This window comes from Streptomyces sp. NPDC058663 (assembly GCF_042716745.1).
In the GTDB taxonomy this organism is placed as follows: domain Bacteria; phylum Actinomycetota; class Actinomycetes; order Streptomycetales; family Streptomycetaceae; genus Streptomyces.
Genome location: NZ_JBHXRV010000072.1, coordinates 17,668 through 33,729, shown reverse-complemented (window position 1 = coordinate 33,729; position 16,062 = coordinate 17,668). Strand labels below are relative to the sequence as shown.

The following is a 16,062-nucleotide window of genomic DNA, read 5'->3' as shown; positions in this document are numbered from 1 at the left end:
GGAGGGTCCGGGCCCCTACAGCTGGGCCCGGACCCTCCCGCCGGGGGTCAGCCCCCGTACGCGCCGCTCGCCGTCAGCCGCAGGGCCGTGTCGATCAGCGGTACGTGGCTGAAGGCCTGCGGGAAGTTCCCGACCTGGCGCTGCAGGCGCGAGTCCCACTCCTCGGCCAGCAGCCCCAGGTCGTTGCGCAGTCCCAGCAGCTTCTCGAACAGCTTGCGCGCCTCGTCGACCCGGCCGATCATCGCCAGGTCGTCGGCCAGCCAGAACGAGCAGGCCAGGAACGCCCCCTCGTCGCCCTCCAGCCCGTCCACCCCGGCGTCGTCACCGGCCGTCGGATAGCGCAGGACGAAGCCGTCCGGGGTGGACAGCTCGCGCTGGATGGCCTCGATGGTGCCGATGACGCGCTTGTCGTCGGGCGGCAGGAAGCCCATCTGCGGGATGAGCAGCAGGGAGGCGTCCAGCTCGTGGGAGCCGTAGGACTGGGTGAAGGTGTTGCGCTCCGGGTCGTAGCCCTTCTCGCAGACGTCGCGGTGGATCTCGTCGCGCAGATCGCGCCAGCGGTCCAGCGGGCCGTCCGCGTCGCCCGACTCGATCAGCTTGATCGTGCGGTCGACGGCCACCCAGGTCATCACCTTGGAGTGGACGAAGTGGCGGCGCGGCCCGCGCACCTCCCAGATGCCCTCGTCGGGCTGGTTCCAGTGGCCCTCCAGGTAGCGGATCAGCTTGAGCTGGAGGAGGGAGGCGTAGTCGTTGCGGGCCAGGCCTGTCATGTGGGCGAGGTGCAGGGCCTCGGTGACCTCGCCGTAGACGTCCAGCTGGAGCTGGCCTGCGGCGCCGTTGCCGACCCGGACCGGGCCGGACCCCTCGTACCCCGGCAGCCAGTCCAGCTCCGCCTCGCCGAGCTCCCGCTCACCGGCGATCCCGTACATGATCTGGAGGTTCTCCGGGTCGCCGGCCACCGCCCGCAGCAGCCACTCGCGCCAGGCGCGGGCCTCCTCGCGGTAACCGGTGCGCAGCAGCGAGGAGAGGGTGATGGCGGCATCGCGCAGCCAGGTGTAGCGGTAGTCCCAGTTGCGGGAACCGCCGATGTCCTCCGGCAGGGAAGTGGTGGGCGCGGCGACGATCCCGCCGGTCGGCGCGTACGTCAGCGCCTTGAGCGTGATCAGCGAACGGACCACTGCCTCCCGGTAGGGACCGTGGTACGTGCAGTGCTCCACCCACTCCCGCCAGAAGTCGGCCGTGAGCTCCAGCGCGCCCTCCGGGTCCGGCAGCGGCGGCGGCTCCTTGTGCGAGGGCTGCCACTGAATGGTGAAAGCGAGCCGTTCGCCGGGGGAGACGGTGAAGTCGGAGTGCGTGGTGAGGTCCTGGCCGTGGGTCTCCACGTCCGTGTCCAGCCACACCGAGTCGGGGCCGGCGACGGCGACCGTGCGGTGGTCCACCCGGTGCACCCAGGGCGTCACCCGCCCGTAGCTGAAGCGCATGCGCAACGCCGAGTGCATCGGCACCCGCCCGCTGACCCCTTCCACGATCCGGGTGAGCTGGGGGGCGCCGTCACGCGGTGGCATGAAATCCGTCACGCGGACGGTGCCACGAGGGGTGTCCCACTCCTGTTCCAGGATGAGGGAGTCCCCGACGTAACGGCGGCGGGTGGCCGCGGGGGCCTCCTCGCCTTCCGGATAGGAGGGTCCGATCCGCCAGAAGCCGTGCTCCTCGGTACCGAGGAGTCCGGCGAAGACGGCATGGGAGTCGAATCGGGGCAGGCACAGCCAGTCGACTGAGCCGTCCCGGCAGACCAGCGCCGCTGTCTGCATGTCTCCGATGAGTGCGTAGTCCTCGATGCGCCCGGCCACGTGCAATCTCCAGTCGAACGGCCACAGCCACCCCGGTGGGATGGGGCGTCTGTGGTCAGGGGATCTTCGACGACGAGCTTCAGGGGCCGGGAGCGGGCGGGGATGGCGCCTTCGCCGGCCGGCTCGCAGCGATGTATCCGTGAAGGATACGACGGTGGCCGCTGTTCTGTGTGAGCTCATCGCAACGCAGGTGCGCCGAACGGGTGAGGTGCGGGTGACGCCGGAGTGCGGGTGCGGTGAAGCCGACCGAACAGATTGCCGTACTGGAGCGGGAGTGCGGCGCGCGGCGCAGCAGGGGTCACCGGGCCGACGCGCCCGGGCTGGCCCGAAGAAGTCGTGGAGAGTGTCCGAAAGCAGAGGGTCCCCGGACGCCGGAAGCAGCCTCCCGCAGTCACTGTTACCCTGGTAGCCCGTGGAGCGGTGGGCGCAAATCCCCCCGAACCGCAGCGACGGCACCCCCGGAAATCAGCCGGTGGCACGCCGGAACGCACGTCACTTCGCGACCACGGGAGCCCCCTCTTGGCCATGCAGACCAAATCCTCGACGACCAAGCACATCTTCGTCACCGGGGGTGTCGCCTCTTCCCTCGGCAAGGGTCTGACTGCCTCCAGCCTGGGTGCGCTCCTCAAGGCCCGCGGCCTTCGCGTCACCATGCAGAAGCTCGACCCGTACCTCAACGTCGACCCCGGCACGATGAACCCCTTCCAGCACGGCGAGGTGTTCGTCACCAACGACGGCGCCGAGACCGACCTGGACATCGGCCACTACGAGCGCTTCCTCGACGTCGACCTCGACGGCTCCGCGAACGTGACCACGGGCCAGGTCTACAACACCGTCATCGCCAAGGAGCGCCGCGGCGAGTACCTCGGTGACACCGTGCAGGTCATCCCGCACATCACCAACGAGATCAAGCACCGCATCCGCCGCATGGCCACCGACGACGTCGACGTCGTCATCACCGAGGTCGGCGGCACGGTCGGCGACATCGAGTCGCTGCCGTTCCTGGAGACCGTCCGCCAGGTCCGCCACGAGGTCGGCCGCGACAACGTCTTCGTCGTGCACATCTCGCTGCTCCCGTACATCGGCCCCTCCGGCGAGCTGAAGACCAAGCCCACCCAGCACTCGGTCGCCGCCCTGCGCAGCATCGGCATCCAGCCCGACGCGATCGTGCTGCGCGCCGACCGCGAGGTGCCGGACGCCATCAAGCGCAAGATCTCGCTGATGTGCGACGTCGACGAGGGCGCCGTGGTGGCCTGCGTGGACGCCAAGTCGATCTACGACATCCCCAAGGTGCTGCACACCGAGGGCCTGGACGCCTATGTCGTCCGCAAGCTGGACCTGCCGTTCCGCGACGTGGACTGGACCGTCTGGGAGGACCTCCTGGACCGCGTCCACAACCCGGAGCACGAGGTCACCGTCGCGCTCGTCGGCAAGTACATCGACCTGCCCGACGCCTACCTCTCGATCACCGAGGCCATGCGGGCCGGCGGATTCGCCAACCGGGCCCGCGTCAAGGTCAAGTGGGTCACCTCCGACGACTGCAAGACGCAGGAGGGCGCCCGCAAGCAGCTCGGCGACTGCGACGCCATCCTGATTCCCGGCGGCTTCGGCGAGCGCGGCGTCAACGGCAAGGTCGGCGCCATCCAGTACGCGCGCGAGAACAAGGTGCCGCTGCTCGGCATCTGCCTCGGCCTGCAGTGCATCGTCGTCGAGGCGGCCCGCAACCTGGCCGGCATCGCGGACGCCAACTCCACCGAGTTCGACGCCGCCACCGCCCACCCGGTGATCTCCACCATGGAGGAGCAGCTGGCGTACGTCGAAGGCGCGGGCGACCTGGGCGGCACCATGCGCCTGGGCCTCTACCCGGCGAAGCTCGCCGAGGGTTCGATCGTGCGCGAGGTCTACGGCGACGAGCAGTACGTCGACGAGCGCCACCGCCACCGCTACGAGGTCAACAACGCCTACCGCGCAGAGCTGGAGAAGAAGGCGGGCCTCGTCTTCTCCGGCACCTCCCCGGACAACAAGCTCGTCGAGTACGTCGAGTACCCGCGCGAGGTGCACCCCTACCTGGTCGCCACCCAGGCGCACCCCGAGCTGCGCTCGCGCCCGACCCGCCCGCACCCGCTCTTCGCGGGCCTGGTGAAGGCCGCCGTGGAGCGCCAGCAGGGCAAGTAGCCGCCCACGCGGACACAGGCGTTACGGTTGCCGGGGTGAGGGCCTTCCAAGGCCCTCACCCCGGTTTCTTTTTGTGCTCAGGAGGACACGCGTGGCGATCAAGGACACCCCCCAGGAGTGGCGGGTCACCGAGTCGGCGACCCCGTTCGAGGGGGCCAAGACCAGCGTCCGCAGCGACCGCGTGGCGATGCCCGACGGATCGGTCGCGGGCCGCGACTACCAGGTGCACCCGGGCTCGGTGGCGGTCCTCGCGCTCGACGAGGAGGGCCGGGTCGCGGTCCTCAGCCAGTACCGCCACCCGGTGCGCCACAAGCTCTGGGAGATCCCGGCCGGACTCCTCGACGTACCCGGCGAGAACCCGCTGCACGCCGCCCAGCGCGAGCTGTACGAGGAGGCGCACATCAAGGCGGGGGACTGGCGGGTGCTTGCCGACCTCTACACCTCGCCCGGCGGCTCCGACGAAGCGGTACGGATCTTCCTCGCGCGGGACCTGTCGGAAGCGGTGGGCGAGCGCTTCGAGGTGTCCGACGAGGAGGCCGACATGGAGCACGCGCGCGTGCCGCTGGCGGAGCTGGTGCGCGGTGTGCTCGCCGGGGAGCTGCACAACAACTGCCTGGTGACCGGGGTGCTCGCGCTGAGCGCGGTGCTCGCGGGCGAGGGAGCGGACGCGCTGCGCCCGGCCGAGGCGCCGTGGCCCGCCCGGCCGTTCTGAGCCTTGCCCTGCTGTTCCTGAGTCCGTCCCCCTGTTCCTGAGCCCCCCGTGGCTCCGCCCACCCCACGGTCCTCCGGTCGTAAAATCTGCTGATCCGATCGGGGGACCTGCCCGCCGCGCTCCCCGCCTTCCGTCGCAGAGCGTGAACTAGGCTCGAATCCCCGGCCGCACTCGCGACGGGGACCGGTGCTCAGGCGGACGGGAGCGTGGCCCGTGACGGATCAGGCGGTGGACATCAGCGGCGCGGCGGCGGTCCCTGCGGACGCCCCCGCGGCGGGCTCGGCACATGACTGGCCCACCAGCGAATTCTTCGGCAGGCAGCGGGAGTTGAAGGAGCTGCGCACCGACATCGCGCGCACCGGACTCGACACCCTCACCGGCCGCAAGGTGCCCCGGGCGCGGGTGCTGCTGATCGCAGGACGCCCCGGATCCGGACGCACCTCCCTCGCCGAGGAACTGGCACGCTCCGTCGCCGCGGACTACCCGGACGGCGCGCTGCGGGCGCGGCTGACCGCGCCGGGCGGCGCGCGCGTGCCCACCGAGGAGACCGCCCGGGAACTGCTCGGCGAACTCGGCATCGCCGGCCCCCCGGGAGCCGACGCGGACACCCTCGCGGAGATGGTCCGCGAGGCGCTCGCGGTGCGCCGGGTGCTGCTGGTCCTGGACGACGCGGCCGACGCCGCCCAGGTCGACCCACTGCTGCCCGACAACCCGGACTGCCTCGTGGTGGCCACCTCCCAGGGCCCGCTCACCGGCATCGTCGACGTACGGCCGTGCACCCTGGGCGGCCTGGACACCGCTTCGGCGGTCGCCCTTCTCGCGCACCTCACCGGCAAGGTCCGCATCACTGTGGACCCGACCGCCGCGGACACGCTCGTCGAGGAGTGCGGCGGCCAGCCCGCGGCCCTCGTCCTGGTCGGCGGCTGGCTCGCGGGCCGGCCCAGGTCCTCCGTGGCGGATGTCACCAAACACCTGCGCGAGCTGCCCGAGGACCCCGGCCAGGGGACGGGCGCGGGTCCGCTGGCCAGGGTGCTGCGCCTGGTGTACGGGTCGCTGTCGCAGCCCACCGCCCGGATACTGCGACTGCTGGCGCTCGCCCCCGCAGGCCTCGCCGACGCGCACACCGCCTCCGCACTGGCCGGCTGCTCGGTCTCTGCGGCGCAGAGCGCGCTGGACGACTTCGCGGTGCAGGGTCTGCTGCACCCGGCGGGCGACCAGTACCAGGTGCCGGGGTGCATCGCACCTCTGCTCCGCGCCTTGACGGAGGCTCAGGACAGGCCTGCTGAGCGGCAGTTGGCGCGGGCCCGGATGCTGGAGCGGACCGTACGGCAGCTCCAGTCGTGCTGGGCCGTCACCGAACCGGACGGCTCGCCGGCCCGCAGGAAGCTGGCCGGACTGCCGCGCGCGCTGCGCTTCGCGAACGCCCAGGCCGCCGCGGCCTGGCTGCGGGCCAGGCAGCCGGCCCTGCTGGCGGCGGCCCGCGCCGCGGTCGCGGACGGCGAACTCGACACCCTGGCCCGCCGGCTGGTCGCCGCCCTGGTGCGTGCGCTGGCCGCGCACCGGGGCGCCGAGGAGGCAGCGCCCGAGCTGTACGCCCTGCACCGGCTCGTGCTGGACGTGGCGGAACGGCGGGACCTGCACCGGGAGAAGGCCGCCGCCCTGCTCAACCTCGCGGACCTGGACGCCGGGACCGGCCGCACCCAGGAGGCGCTGGCCCGCTACCGGGCGGCCCTGGACGCCGGGCGGGCGGCCCAGGATCCGTACGCCACCGCCCGCGCGATGGAATCCGTAGGCGGTACGTACCAGGAGATGGGGGACTATCCCCGGGCCTGTGACTGGTACGGCAGGGCGCTCGCCCAGCGGCTCGCCCGCGGCGAGGACGAGGACGGGGCGCGGCTGTACGGGCGGCTCGGCGCGGTGCACACCTACGCGGGCCGGTACGGGGAGGCGCTGCGGGACTGGCGGGCCGCCGCCGCGGGGCTGCGGCGGCTCGGCGATCTCCCGGGCCACGCAAGGGCGTTGAGCGAGATGGCCCGGGTCCAGGAGTACGCGGGACACCCCGAGGATTCGCTGCGTACCTGTCAGGAGGCCATCGAGTGGGCCCGGCAGGCCGGTGAGGTGCGGCTTCAGGCGGCGCTGCGGCTGCGCCTGGCCGACACTCTCGACCGGCTCGGGGACCCGACGGCGGCCCGGCTGCACAGGGGCGCGGCGGAGAGACTAATGGAAGAAGAGGTTCCAGCCTACGAAATCCGCAGCACATCTGCGTGAGGTTGATGCTTTGTAAGGCTAGACAGCTGGAAATCCTTCATTAGACTGGCTTTGCCGCATGGATCCGCGGTGTCCCCCAGGCGTGCCTTCCATGCCCGGGTATGCAAGGCATTGCCCCGTTTCATCCCCCGAATGCAAGGACCGTGATCGACGTGAAGGTCGGCATCCCCCGCGAGGTCAAGAACAACGAGTTCCGCGTGGCCATCACCCCGGCCGGTGTGCACGAGCTCGTGCGCCACGGCCACCAGGTCGTCATCGAGAAGGACGCCGGCCTCGGCTCCTCGATCACGGACAGCGAGTACGTCTCGGCCGGCGCCCGCATCCTGGACACCGCCGACGAGGTCTGGGCCACGGCCGACTTGCTGCTGAAGGTCAAGGAGCCGATCGCGGAGGAGTACCACCGCCTGCGCAAGGACCAGACGCTCTTCACGTACCTGCACCTCGCCGCTTCCCGCGAGTGCACGGACGCCCTGCTGGAGTCCGGCACCACCGCCATCGCGTACGAGACGGTGGAGACCGCGAACCGCGCGCTGCCGCTGCTCGCCCCCATGTCCGAGGTCGCGGGCCGCATCGCCCCGCAGGTCGGCGCGTACCACCTGATGCGCCAGGTCGGCGGCCGCGGCGTGCTCCCCGGTGGCGTCCCCGGCACGGCGGCCGGCCGCGCCGTCGTCATCGGCGGTGGCGTCTCCGGCTGGAACGCCACCCAGATCGCCGTGGGCATGGGCTTCCACGTGACCCTGCTCGACCGCGACATCAACAAGCTGCGCGAGGCCGACAAGATCTTCGGCACCAAGGTGCAGACGATCGTCTCCAACGCCTTCGAGCTGGAGAAGGCCGTCGTCGAGGCCGACCTCGTCATCGGCGCCGTACTGATCCCGGGCGCCAAGGCCCCGAAGCTGGTCACCAACGAGCTCGTCGCCAAGATGAAGCCCGGAAGTGTACTTGTCGACATTGCAATTGATCAGGGTGGCTGTTTCGAGGACTCGCACCCGACCACGCACGCCGAGCCGACGTTCAACGTCCACGACTCGGTCTTCTACTGCGTGGCCAACATGCCGGGCGCCGTCCCGAGCACCTCGACCTACGCGCTGACCAACGCCACGCTGCCGTACATCGTCGAGCTGGCGAACCGCGGCTGGGTCGAGGCGCTGCGCCGCGACGCCGCGCTCGCCAAGGGACTCAACACCCATGACGGCCAGGTCGTTTACCGCGAGGTGGCCGAGGCGCACGCGCTCCCGCACACCGAGCTGAGCACGCTCCTCGGCTGAGGCGTCAACAGACGTCGTCAACATCACGTGCCCGGCCGGACCTTGCCCAGCGAGGTCCGGCCGGCCGTGCGTCCGGGTGCTTTGCGACACTCGCTCAACTCGTCGCGAAAACAACCCTTGAACCGTTTTGTCCAGCTGTGAAATCCGGCTCGCGTGCTTCGCGTACACCCCCGCGCACCCTTGACAGAGAGGGGTCGCGTTACCGACACATCGACCCGGGTCCGGTGGATTGTGTTGCTGCGGAGCGGTGACACGCCATAGAGTCGGCGACCGTCGGCATGGTGCCACGCTGACCTATCGATATGTTTCCTGGTCACGTCCCAAGGAGGTAAGACGACTTGTGAATGAGTCGACATTTACTCCCGGGGGTGGTCAACCGGGAACGCCTGCGCAGGGCCAGAGCCCTACAGGGCTCGAAGCTGTCGGCTCGGTAGCGGTCCGCACCTTCGCCACCCATCAGCACATGACGACATCCCACCAGAGCATGGACGGCCTACACGTGAACGCCATGGCCGGCGACCAGAGTGGCGATAAGTCCACCACCGGCTTCGCCGACTTCGACGAGGTGCCCCAGGGGCACTTCTACGATCCCGACGCCGAGTACGAGCCCGACCCCGAGTACGCGGCCACCCTCGCCCCCGACGCTGCCCGCCAGCGCCGCGAGCGGATCGGCCCGACCGGACGGCCGCTGCCGTACTTCCCGATCCCCGGACCGCTGACCGATCACGGCCCGGCCAAGATCATCGCGATGTGCAACCAGAAGGGCGGGGTCGGCAAGACGACCTCGACCATCAACCTGGGTGCCGCGCTCGCCGAGTACGGACGCCGCGTCCTGCTCGTCGACTTCGACCCGCAGGGCGCCCTGTCGGTCGGCCTCGGGGTGAACCCGATGGAGCTCGACCTCACGGTCTACAACCTGCTCATGGAGCGGGGCATGTCGGCCGACGAGGTGCTGCTGAAGACGGCCGTTCCGAACATGGACCTGCTGCCCAGCAACATCGACCTGTCGGCAGCGGAAGTGCAGCTGGTCAGCGAGGTCGCGCGCGAGTCGACTCTTCAGCGGGCGCTCAAGCCGCTGATGAACGACTACGACTACATGGTGATCGACTGCCAGCCCTCGCTCGGCCTGCTCACGGTGAACGCCCTGACGGCCGCGCACAAGGTGATCGTGCCGCTGGAGTGCGAGTTCTTCGCGCTGCGCGGTGTGGCCCTGCTGACCGAGACCATCGAGAAGGTCCAGGAGCGGCTCAACCCCGACCTGGAGCTCGACGGCATCCTCGCGACGATGTACGACTCGCGCACGGTGCACAGCCGCGAGGTCCTCGCGCGCGTGGTCGAGGCGTTCGACGACCACGTGTACCACACGGTCATCGGCCGTACGGTGCGCTTCCCGGAGACCACGGTCGCCGGTGAGCCCATCACCACGTACGCATCGAACTCCGTCGGCGCCGCCGCCTACCGTCAGCTCGCCAGGGAGGTGCTCGCCCGGTGTCACGCCGAGTGAGTCTCCCGGGGGCCGACGAGCTGTTCCGTACGACCGGCGGGATGGGCCTGCAGTCCTCGGCCCGGAGGTCCGGCACCAACGGCGAGGCCCGGGTGCCGGCCCCCGCCGGGGAGCCCGTGCCGGACGGCGGCGCGGGTGCCGAGGCGGACAGCGCGGGCGCCGAGCACGGCGCCGCGGCCGATGCCGGCGGACAGCAGCGGACCCGGGGAGCAGAAGGGGCCGCACCGGCCCAGGCCGGTTCCGCCACCGCCGCCGCCCAGGCAGCCGCCAACCGGACGCAGGAAGCCCCTGGAGCGGCCCGTGGCGGCGCACAGCCCGCCCCGGGCGGCCAGCCCCGGCGCAGGGGCGGACGCGGCGCCAACCGGCGGCCCAGCGGCCGTGAGCGGCACGACGAAAAGATCACCGTCTATGTCTCCGCCGAGGAGCTCATGGATCTGGAGCACGCCCGCCTCGTGCTGCGCGGCGAGCACGGCCTCGCCGTGGACCGCGGGCGGATAGTCCGCGAAGCGGTCGCCGTCGTCCTCGCGGACCTGGAGTCCCGGGGCGACGCGAGCATTCTGGTACGGCGCCTGCGCGGGCGCTGAGCGGTGCGGGGGTAGCCTCGCGGCCTGCCCCCACCGTTTGTCCGCCGCCCGCACTCAGGACCCGTAACGATGCAGTCCATGCCGTCCGACGAACCGTCCGGCCGCCCCCAGCGCCGCCGCCCCCTGGGGCGCGGGCCGGGGGCGGAGGCCTTTCCGGCGCCCGGGCCGCCCCCTGCGGCAGCCCCCGACGTGCCCGCTGCGCCGGCCCCTCACGTGCCCCCTGCGGCCGTGGGCCCGCCCCTTTCCGCCTCTGCGCCGGCGGCGGACGGGCGGTTCACCGTGCGGCTGGTCAATTTCGAGGGACCCTTCGATCTGCTGCTGCAGCTGATCTCCAAGCACAAGCTGGACGTCACCGAGGTGGCGCTGTCCAGGGTCACCGACGAGTTCATGGCGCACATCCGGGCCATGGGGGCCGACTGGGACCTCGACCAGATGACCGAGTTCCTGGTGGTCGCCGCGACGCTGCTCGACCTGAAGGCGGCCCGGCTGCTGCCCGCCGCGGAGGTCGAGGACGAGGCCGATCTGGCGCTGCTGGAGGCGCGGGACCTGCTGTTCGCGCGGCTGCTGCAGTACCGGGCGTACAAGAGGATCGCCGGGATCTTCGAGGAGCGGTGGGACACGGAGGGCCGGAGGTTCCCGCGGACCGTCGGCCTGGAGGACCGGCTCGCCGAGCTGCTGCCGGAAGTGGTCATCAGCATCGGCGCCGACGCCTTCGCCGCGCTGGCCGCGAAGGCCATGCGGCCGAGGGTGAAGCCCGAGGTGTACGTCGACCACATCCACGCGCCGCTGGTGTCCGTGCAGGAGCAGGCGGGGGTGGTCGTGGCGATGCTGCGCGAGCGGGGGGCCGCCGGTTTCCAGGAACTGGTGGCGGACGCACCCGACACCCTGACGGTGGTGGCCCGCTTCCTGGCGCTGCTGGAGCTCTACCGGGAGAAGGCCGTCGCACTCGACCAGGAGCAGGCGCTGGGCGATCTCACGGTGACCTGGACCGGTGGAGAGGCCGGTGATCCGGTGGTGACAGGGGAATTCGATCTGGTGGTGGAGGAGACGGAGTGAGCGAGCGGGACATGCCGGCGGACGACCTCAGAGGCGCCCTGGAGGCCGTGCTGATGGTGGTGGACGAGCCGGCGAGCGCCGCGCACCTCGGCAAGGTGCTGGAGCGTACCGAGCGGGACGTCACGGACGCGCTGCGGGAGCTGGCCGACGAGTACACCGTGCAGGGGCGCGGCTTCGAGCTGCGGCTGGTGGCGGGCGGCTGGCGGTTCTACTCGCGCGCCCGGTACGCGCAGGCGGTCGAGGCCTTCGTACTGGACGGGCAGCAGTCGCGGCTCACCCAGGCGGCCCTGGAGACCCTGGCGGTCGTCGCGTACCGCCAGCCGGTGTCCCGGTCGAGGGTCTCGGCCGTACGGGGAGTGAACTGTGACGGCGTCATGCGGACCCTCCTCCAGCGGGGTCTGGTCGGGGAGGCGGGCACGGAACCCGAAACAGGTGCGATCCTGTACAGGACGACGAACTACTTTCTGGAGCGGATGGGCCTGCGGGGCCTGGACGAGCTCCCGGAACTCGCGCCCTTCCTCCCCGAGGCAGATGCGATCGAGGCTGAGACGCTGGAGGGTGTGCCGTCGTTCGATCCGGACGCACCGTACGCCCCGGGCACTCATGCAGCAGACGACGACAAGACGGATTTTTGATGCGAAGCAACGACAGGAACAGCAGCGGCAGCAACGACCGGAACCAGCGGGGTGCGGGTAACGGACGCGGCCCCGCTGGTGGCGGGCGCGGCGCGGCCGGCGGCCGGGGCGCGGGCTCCGGCTCGGGCTCCGCGGGCGGCGGCCGGGGCGGTGCCGGCGGTGGCCGCGGTGCCTCCGGCGGCGGTCGCGGCGGCTCGGGCGGTGGCCAGGGCTTCGGCGGCGGTCGCGGTGGTTCGGGCGCCGGCCAGGGCTTCGGCGGTGGCCGGGGCACGTCCGGTGGCGGTCGCGAGGGCGGCTTCGGCGGCGGACGTGACTCCCGTGACTCCCGTGACGACGACCGTGAGCAGCGGCCGAAGCGGCCCCGTCCCGAGGAGCGGCGCTACGACGTAGGCCCCTCCGCCACCCACGAGGGCCCGCGCAGCGGCCGCGGCGACTCCGCTCGCGGCGGCGCGAAGGGCGGCCCCAAGGCCCCGAAGACCCCGCAGAAGCCGGGCCGTCGCGGCAACTACAACGCCGGCGCCTCCCGCCCGCGCGAGCTCGACGCCAAGATCGAGCAGCGCAACAGGGACCGCTACGCGGGCAAGCCCGACCTCAAGATCGAGAAGACCTTCCCGGGCGCCGAGCAGGAGGGCGAGCGCCTGCAGAAGATCCTCGCCCGGGCCGGCATGGGCTCGCGGCGTGCCTGCGAGGAGCTCATCGAGCAGTCCCGCGTCGAGGTCAACGGTCAGATCGTGGTCGAGCAGGGCATGCGGGTCGACCCGCACAAGGACGAGATCAAGGTCGACGGCCTGACCGTCGCCGCCCAGTCCCACCTGTTCTTCGCGCTGAACAAGCCGGCCGGTGTCGTCGCCACCATGGGCGACCCGGACGGCCGCCAGAACCTCAACGACTACGTGAACAACCGCGAGACGCGGCTCTTCCACGTCGGCCGGCTCGACACCGAGACCGAGGGCATCATCCTGCTCACCAACCACGGCGAGCTGTCCCACCGGCTGACCCACCCCAAGTACGGGGTGAAGAAGACCTACCTCGCCGCCATCCAGGGGCCGCTGCCGCGCGACCTGGGCAAGCGACTCAAGGACGGCATCGAGCTGGAGGACGGCTACGCGCGTGCCGACCACTTCCGGGTCGTGGAGAACACCGGCAAGAACTACCTGGTCGAGGTGACCCTCCACGAGGGCCGCAAGCACATCGTCCGCCGCATGCTGGCCGAGGCCGGCTTCCCGGTCGAGCGTCTGGTCCGCACGTCCTTCGGGCCGATCGCGCTGGGCGACCAGAAGTCCGGCTGGCTGCGCCGCCTCACCAACACCGAGGTCGGCATGCTGATGAAGGAGGTCGGCCTGTAGGCCGCCCCCCCCGTACGTCCGGCCCTCCGGGGCCGTGCCCGCGGCCGGTTCCTGCTCAGGCAGGCACCGGCCGCGGGCTTTTTGCCGTCCCGCCGCCTCTTGCCGAGGCCCGCTCCTGGCTTTATAGTCAGACTGACTATTACGGCCTGAAGGGGGGGCGGCATGGCGGACGACGGGACCGGGAACTACGACCCGGGGGCTTTCGAGCCGTTCGCGGTCACCGTCGACCTGGCGGTGTTCACGGTGCGCGGGGCGCGGCTGCACGTGCTGCTGGTACGGCGCGGACAGGCCCCCTACGCGGGGGAGTGGGCGCTGCCCGGCGGTTTCGTACTGCCGAGGGAGTCGGCGGAGGAGGCCGCGCTGCGCGAGCTGGCCGAGGAGACCGGCCTTTCGGAGCCGGTGGCGTCCGGGCTGTATCTCGAGCAGCTGCGCACCTACAGCGATCCGGACCGGGATCCGCGGATGCGGGTGGTGTCGGTGGCGTTCACCGCTCTCGTACCCGATCTGCCGGAGCCGCGCGGGGGCGGGGACGCGGCGGAGGCCCAATGGGTGCCGGTGGGCGGGGAGTCGGAGCCTTCGCTCGCCTTCGACCACGGGCGGATCCTGGCCGACGCGCGGCGGCGGATCGGCGACAAGCTGGAGTACACGGCGCTCGCGATGGCCTTCTGCCCACCGGAATTCACGCTCGGCGAGCTGCAGCAGGTGTACGAGACCGTGTGGGGGGTGCCGCTGGACCGCCCCAACTTCCGGCGGAAGGTGCTGGCTGCGACGGGATTCGTGGAACCGGTGGGCGGGGCGCCGCGGCGTACCGGGGGGCGGGGGAAGCCGGCGGCGCTCTACCGGGCGGGGGCGGCCAGTGCCCTGCATCCGCCGTTGCTGCGGCCGACTGCTGAGGCGAATGCCGCTCCGAAAGTTGCTCCGAATGCCGCTCCGAATGCCGCTCCGAAAGTTGCTCCGAACGTTGCTCCGCATGCTGATGTGTCCATGGAGGGACCTCGCTCATGACTTCTGCCGCCGCGGCCAAGCAGGCTGCCACCGGATCCCTGCTGGGGCTCGCCCTCGGGGACGCGCTCGGCTTTCCGACCGAGTTCAACGACGTGCCGTCGATCCTCGCCAAGTGCGGGCCCTGGCGGGAAATGGAGCTGCCGGCCAAGGCGTTCGTCTCGGACGACACGCAGATGACGCTGGCCCTGGGCCGGGGGCTGCGGACCGCTCTGGGGCGAGGGGCGCTGGGGCCGCGGCGGATGGAGCGGCCGGTGCGCGAGGAGTTCGTGGACTGGTACCACTCGCCGGAGAACAACAGGGCGCCCGGGCGGACGTGTCTGATCGCGTGCCGGCTCCTCGACAGCGACCTGCCGTGGCAGAAGGCCGCACAGATCGACTCCAAGGGCTGCGGCGCGAACATGCGGGTGGCGCCGGTGGGCCTGGTGCCGGGGCTGAGCGAGGGGGAGCGGGCGGGGGCGGCACAGTTGCAGGCAGCCCTGACGCACGGGCACCCGACAGGACTGGCGGCGAGCGACCTGACGGCGCGGGCGGTCCATCTGCTCGCCCAGGGCACCGAACCGACCGGCCTGGTCGGGCAGTTGCGGTCATACGCGCTGGAGAGCCGGAGCGTCTACCGGGAGGAGTGGCTGGGCGACCTGTGGACGTACTCCCAGGACCCGACGCCGAAACACTTCATCGAGCGGGGCTGGGACGAGTGCCTGGGCGTGCTGGAGGGGCTGGAGAAGGCGCTGCGCGACCCGTCGCTGTCACCGGAGACGGACCCGTGCCTGCTGACGGGCGACGGCTGGATCGCGGAGGAGGCGCTGGCCACGGCGCTGTTGTGCTTCCTGATGTTCCCGCAGGACCCGGTGACGGCACTGAGGCGGGCCGCCTGCACCCAGGGCGACTCCGACTCCATCGCCTGCCTGACGGGGGCCTTCGCGGGCGCCTACGCGGGGGCGGGTGCCTGGCCGGGGGAGTGGGTCGAGCGGGTGGAGTACCGGGGGGAGCTGGTGGGGCTGGGGGAGGGGTGGGACGGGCGGTAGGCAGGGGTGGTCAGGCGGGCCGGGATGGTGGGCTTGTTCACGCAGTGGAGCCGGGTGGCCATGGTACGGGCGACGGCTGCCGCGACCCGGCTGCGCAGTTCGGGCGTGAAGCCGTCGAGGTTCTTGGCATGGAGGCGGACCGAGAGCGGGATCTGCTCCTGTTGACCGGCGTGGGAGCCGCTGATCTTGCAGGGGAACGCGTAACGGGAGTCGTCCTCGTGCAGCCACCAGCCGGAGAGGACGTCGCCGCCGGCCCGGTGCCAGTCGCTCTGCAGCGACCGGAAGGGGGCACCGAACCAGCCCACTTCCACGGTGAGGGACTGCCGGGAGTCAGCTGGGCCGAAGACGCAGGGTGCGGACTCGCGGGCGTAGTAATCGTCCCCCGGGCGCCACGTGCGCCCCTCGGCCGGCAGGTCAGCGAGCAGGTTCTGCAATGGGATGCCGGTGCTGGCATATTCGACATCCTTGCTGGCCATCGAACCGCTCACGGATGCCAGGTTGCCCGCTCCCATGAGTGAGGCGCAGATGTCCTGCCCGGCGGACGAGTCGCTTGGAGCGCGGGGCGAGCAGGCTCCCGCGGTGAGTGCCAATACCAGGAGGGCGCCGGGGAGTACGTGGTAACTCCTCATGTTCC

General features: G+C 71.4%; 13 protein-coding genes. 11 read left to right on the top strand and 2 right to left on the bottom strand.

Annotated features, from left to right (window positions below; all coding sequences use genetic code 11):
- Positions 1-47: 47 nt before the first annotated feature.
- Positions 48-1,850 carry a glycoside hydrolase family 15 protein gene (locus tag ACFWVV_RS35055; protein ID WP_384349420.1) on the bottom strand — a complete coding sequence of 601 codons (1,803 nt, stop codon included), beginning with the start codon at positions 1,848-1,850 and terminating at the stop codon, positions 48-50.
- Positions 1,851-2,375: 525 nt separating this feature from the next.
- On the opposite strand from ACFWVV_RS35055, the gene ACFWVV_RS35050 reads away from it, so the two are divergent.
- The 11 genes from ACFWVV_RS35050 (at position 2,376) to ACFWVV_RS35000 (ending at position 15,428) form a co-directional block, all read left to right on the top strand.
- Positions 2,376-4,025 (top strand): CTP synthase, encoded by a 1,650-nt coding sequence (locus ACFWVV_RS35050; protein WP_384349417.1) that lies wholly within the window; start codon positions 2,376-2,378, stop codon positions 4,023-4,025.
- A 91-nt stretch (positions 4,026-4,116) separates the two neighbouring features.
- Complete coding sequence (locus ACFWVV_RS35045) at positions 4,117-4,737, top strand: NUDIX domain-containing protein (protein WP_384349414.1); 621 nt, start codon at positions 4,117-4,119, stop codon at positions 4,735-4,737.
- Positions 4,738-4,950: 213 nt separating this feature from the next.
- Positions 4,951-7,005: a tetratricopeptide repeat protein gene (locus ACFWVV_RS35040; RefSeq protein ID WP_384349411.1), complete on the top strand. Its 2,055-nt coding sequence runs from the start codon at positions 4,951-4,953 to the stop codon at positions 7,003-7,005.
- Between the two features lie 152 nt (positions 7,006-7,157).
- Positions 7,158-8,273 carry an alanine dehydrogenase gene (gene ald, locus ACFWVV_RS35035; RefSeq protein WP_384349476.1) on the top strand — a complete coding sequence of 372 codons (1,116 nt, stop codon included), beginning with the start codon at positions 7,158-7,160 and terminating at the stop codon, positions 8,271-8,273.
- A gap of 340 nt (positions 8,274-8,613) precedes the next feature.
- Positions 8,614-9,777 carry a ParA family protein gene (locus ACFWVV_RS35030; RefSeq protein ID WP_384349408.1) on the top strand — a complete coding sequence of 388 codons (1,164 nt, stop codon included), beginning with the start codon at positions 8,614-8,616 and terminating at the stop codon, positions 9,775-9,777.
- On the top strand, positions 9,762-10,361 hold the full coding sequence (locus ACFWVV_RS35025) for a hypothetical protein (RefSeq protein WP_384349405.1): 600 nt from the start codon (positions 9,762-9,764) through the stop codon (positions 10,359-10,361). Before ACFWVV_RS35030 ends, ACFWVV_RS35025 begins: the two co-directional genes overlap by 16 nt.
- Before the next feature lie 78 nt (positions 10,362-10,439).
- Complete coding sequence (locus ACFWVV_RS35020) at positions 10,440-11,417, top strand: segregation and condensation protein A (RefSeq protein WP_384349402.1); 978 nt, start codon at positions 10,440-10,442, stop codon at positions 11,415-11,417.
- A gap of 11 nt (positions 11,418-11,428) precedes the next feature.
- Positions 11,429-12,052, top strand: coding sequence for an SMC-Scp complex subunit ScpB (gene scpB, locus ACFWVV_RS35015; protein ID WP_384349473.1), 624 nt, complete (start codon positions 11,429-11,431; stop codon positions 12,050-12,052).
- Entirely contained in the window at positions 12,052-13,398 is a 1,347-nt protein-coding gene (locus ACFWVV_RS35010) for a pseudouridine synthase (protein ID WP_384349400.1), read from the top strand. Before scpB ends, ACFWVV_RS35010 begins: the two co-directional genes overlap by 1 nt.
- Before the next feature lie 162 nt (positions 13,399-13,560).
- Positions 13,561-14,403 carry an NUDIX domain-containing protein gene (locus tag ACFWVV_RS35005; RefSeq protein WP_384349397.1) on the top strand — a complete coding sequence of 281 codons (843 nt, stop codon included), beginning with the start codon at positions 13,561-13,563 and terminating at the stop codon, positions 14,401-14,403.
- A complete protein-coding gene (locus ACFWVV_RS35000; protein ID WP_384349394.1) occupies positions 14,400-15,428 on the top strand; it encodes an ADP-ribosylglycohydrolase family protein in 1,029 nt (342 codons plus the stop codon). The genes ACFWVV_RS35005 and ACFWVV_RS35000 overlap by 4 nt, the downstream gene beginning before the upstream one ends.
- Here ACFWVV_RS35000 and ACFWVV_RS34995 read toward each other — a convergent pair.
- Positions 15,332-16,057 (bottom strand): hypothetical protein, encoded by a 726-nt coding sequence (locus ACFWVV_RS34995; protein ID WP_384349391.1) that lies wholly within the window; start codon positions 16,055-16,057, stop codon positions 15,332-15,334. The genes ACFWVV_RS35000 and ACFWVV_RS34995 overlap by 97 nt on opposite strands.
- Between the last annotated feature and the right edge of the window lie 5 nt (positions 16,058-16,062).

Bases quoted from the DNA above. Each gene is read 5' to 3' on its own strand.
- ACFWVV_RS35010 (WP_384349400.1), top strand. From the start codon at position 12,052: ATGCGAAGCAACGACAGGAACAGCAGCGGCAGCAACGACCGGAACCAG.
- ACFWVV_RS35005 (WP_384349397.1), top strand. From the start codon at position 13,561: ATGGCGGACGACGGGACCGGGAACTACGACCCGGGGGCTTTCGAGCCG.
- ACFWVV_RS35020 (WP_384349402.1), top strand. From the start codon at position 10,440: ATGCCGTCCGACGAACCGTCCGGCCGCCCCCAGCGCCGCCGCCCCCTG.
- scpB (WP_384349473.1), top strand. From the start codon at position 11,429: ATGCCGGCGGACGACCTCAGAGGCGCCCTGGAGGCCGTGCTGATGGTG.
- ACFWVV_RS35000 (WP_384349394.1), top strand. From the start codon at position 14,400: ATGACTTCTGCCGCCGCGGCCAAGCAGGCTGCCACCGGATCCCTGCTG.
- ACFWVV_RS35050 (WP_384349417.1), top strand. From the start codon at position 2,376: ATGCAGACCAAATCCTCGACGACCAAGCACATCTTCGTCACCGGGGGT.
- ACFWVV_RS34995 (WP_384349391.1), bottom strand. From the start codon at position 16,057: ATGAGGAGTTACCACGTACTCCCCGGCGCCCTCCTGGTATTGGCACTC.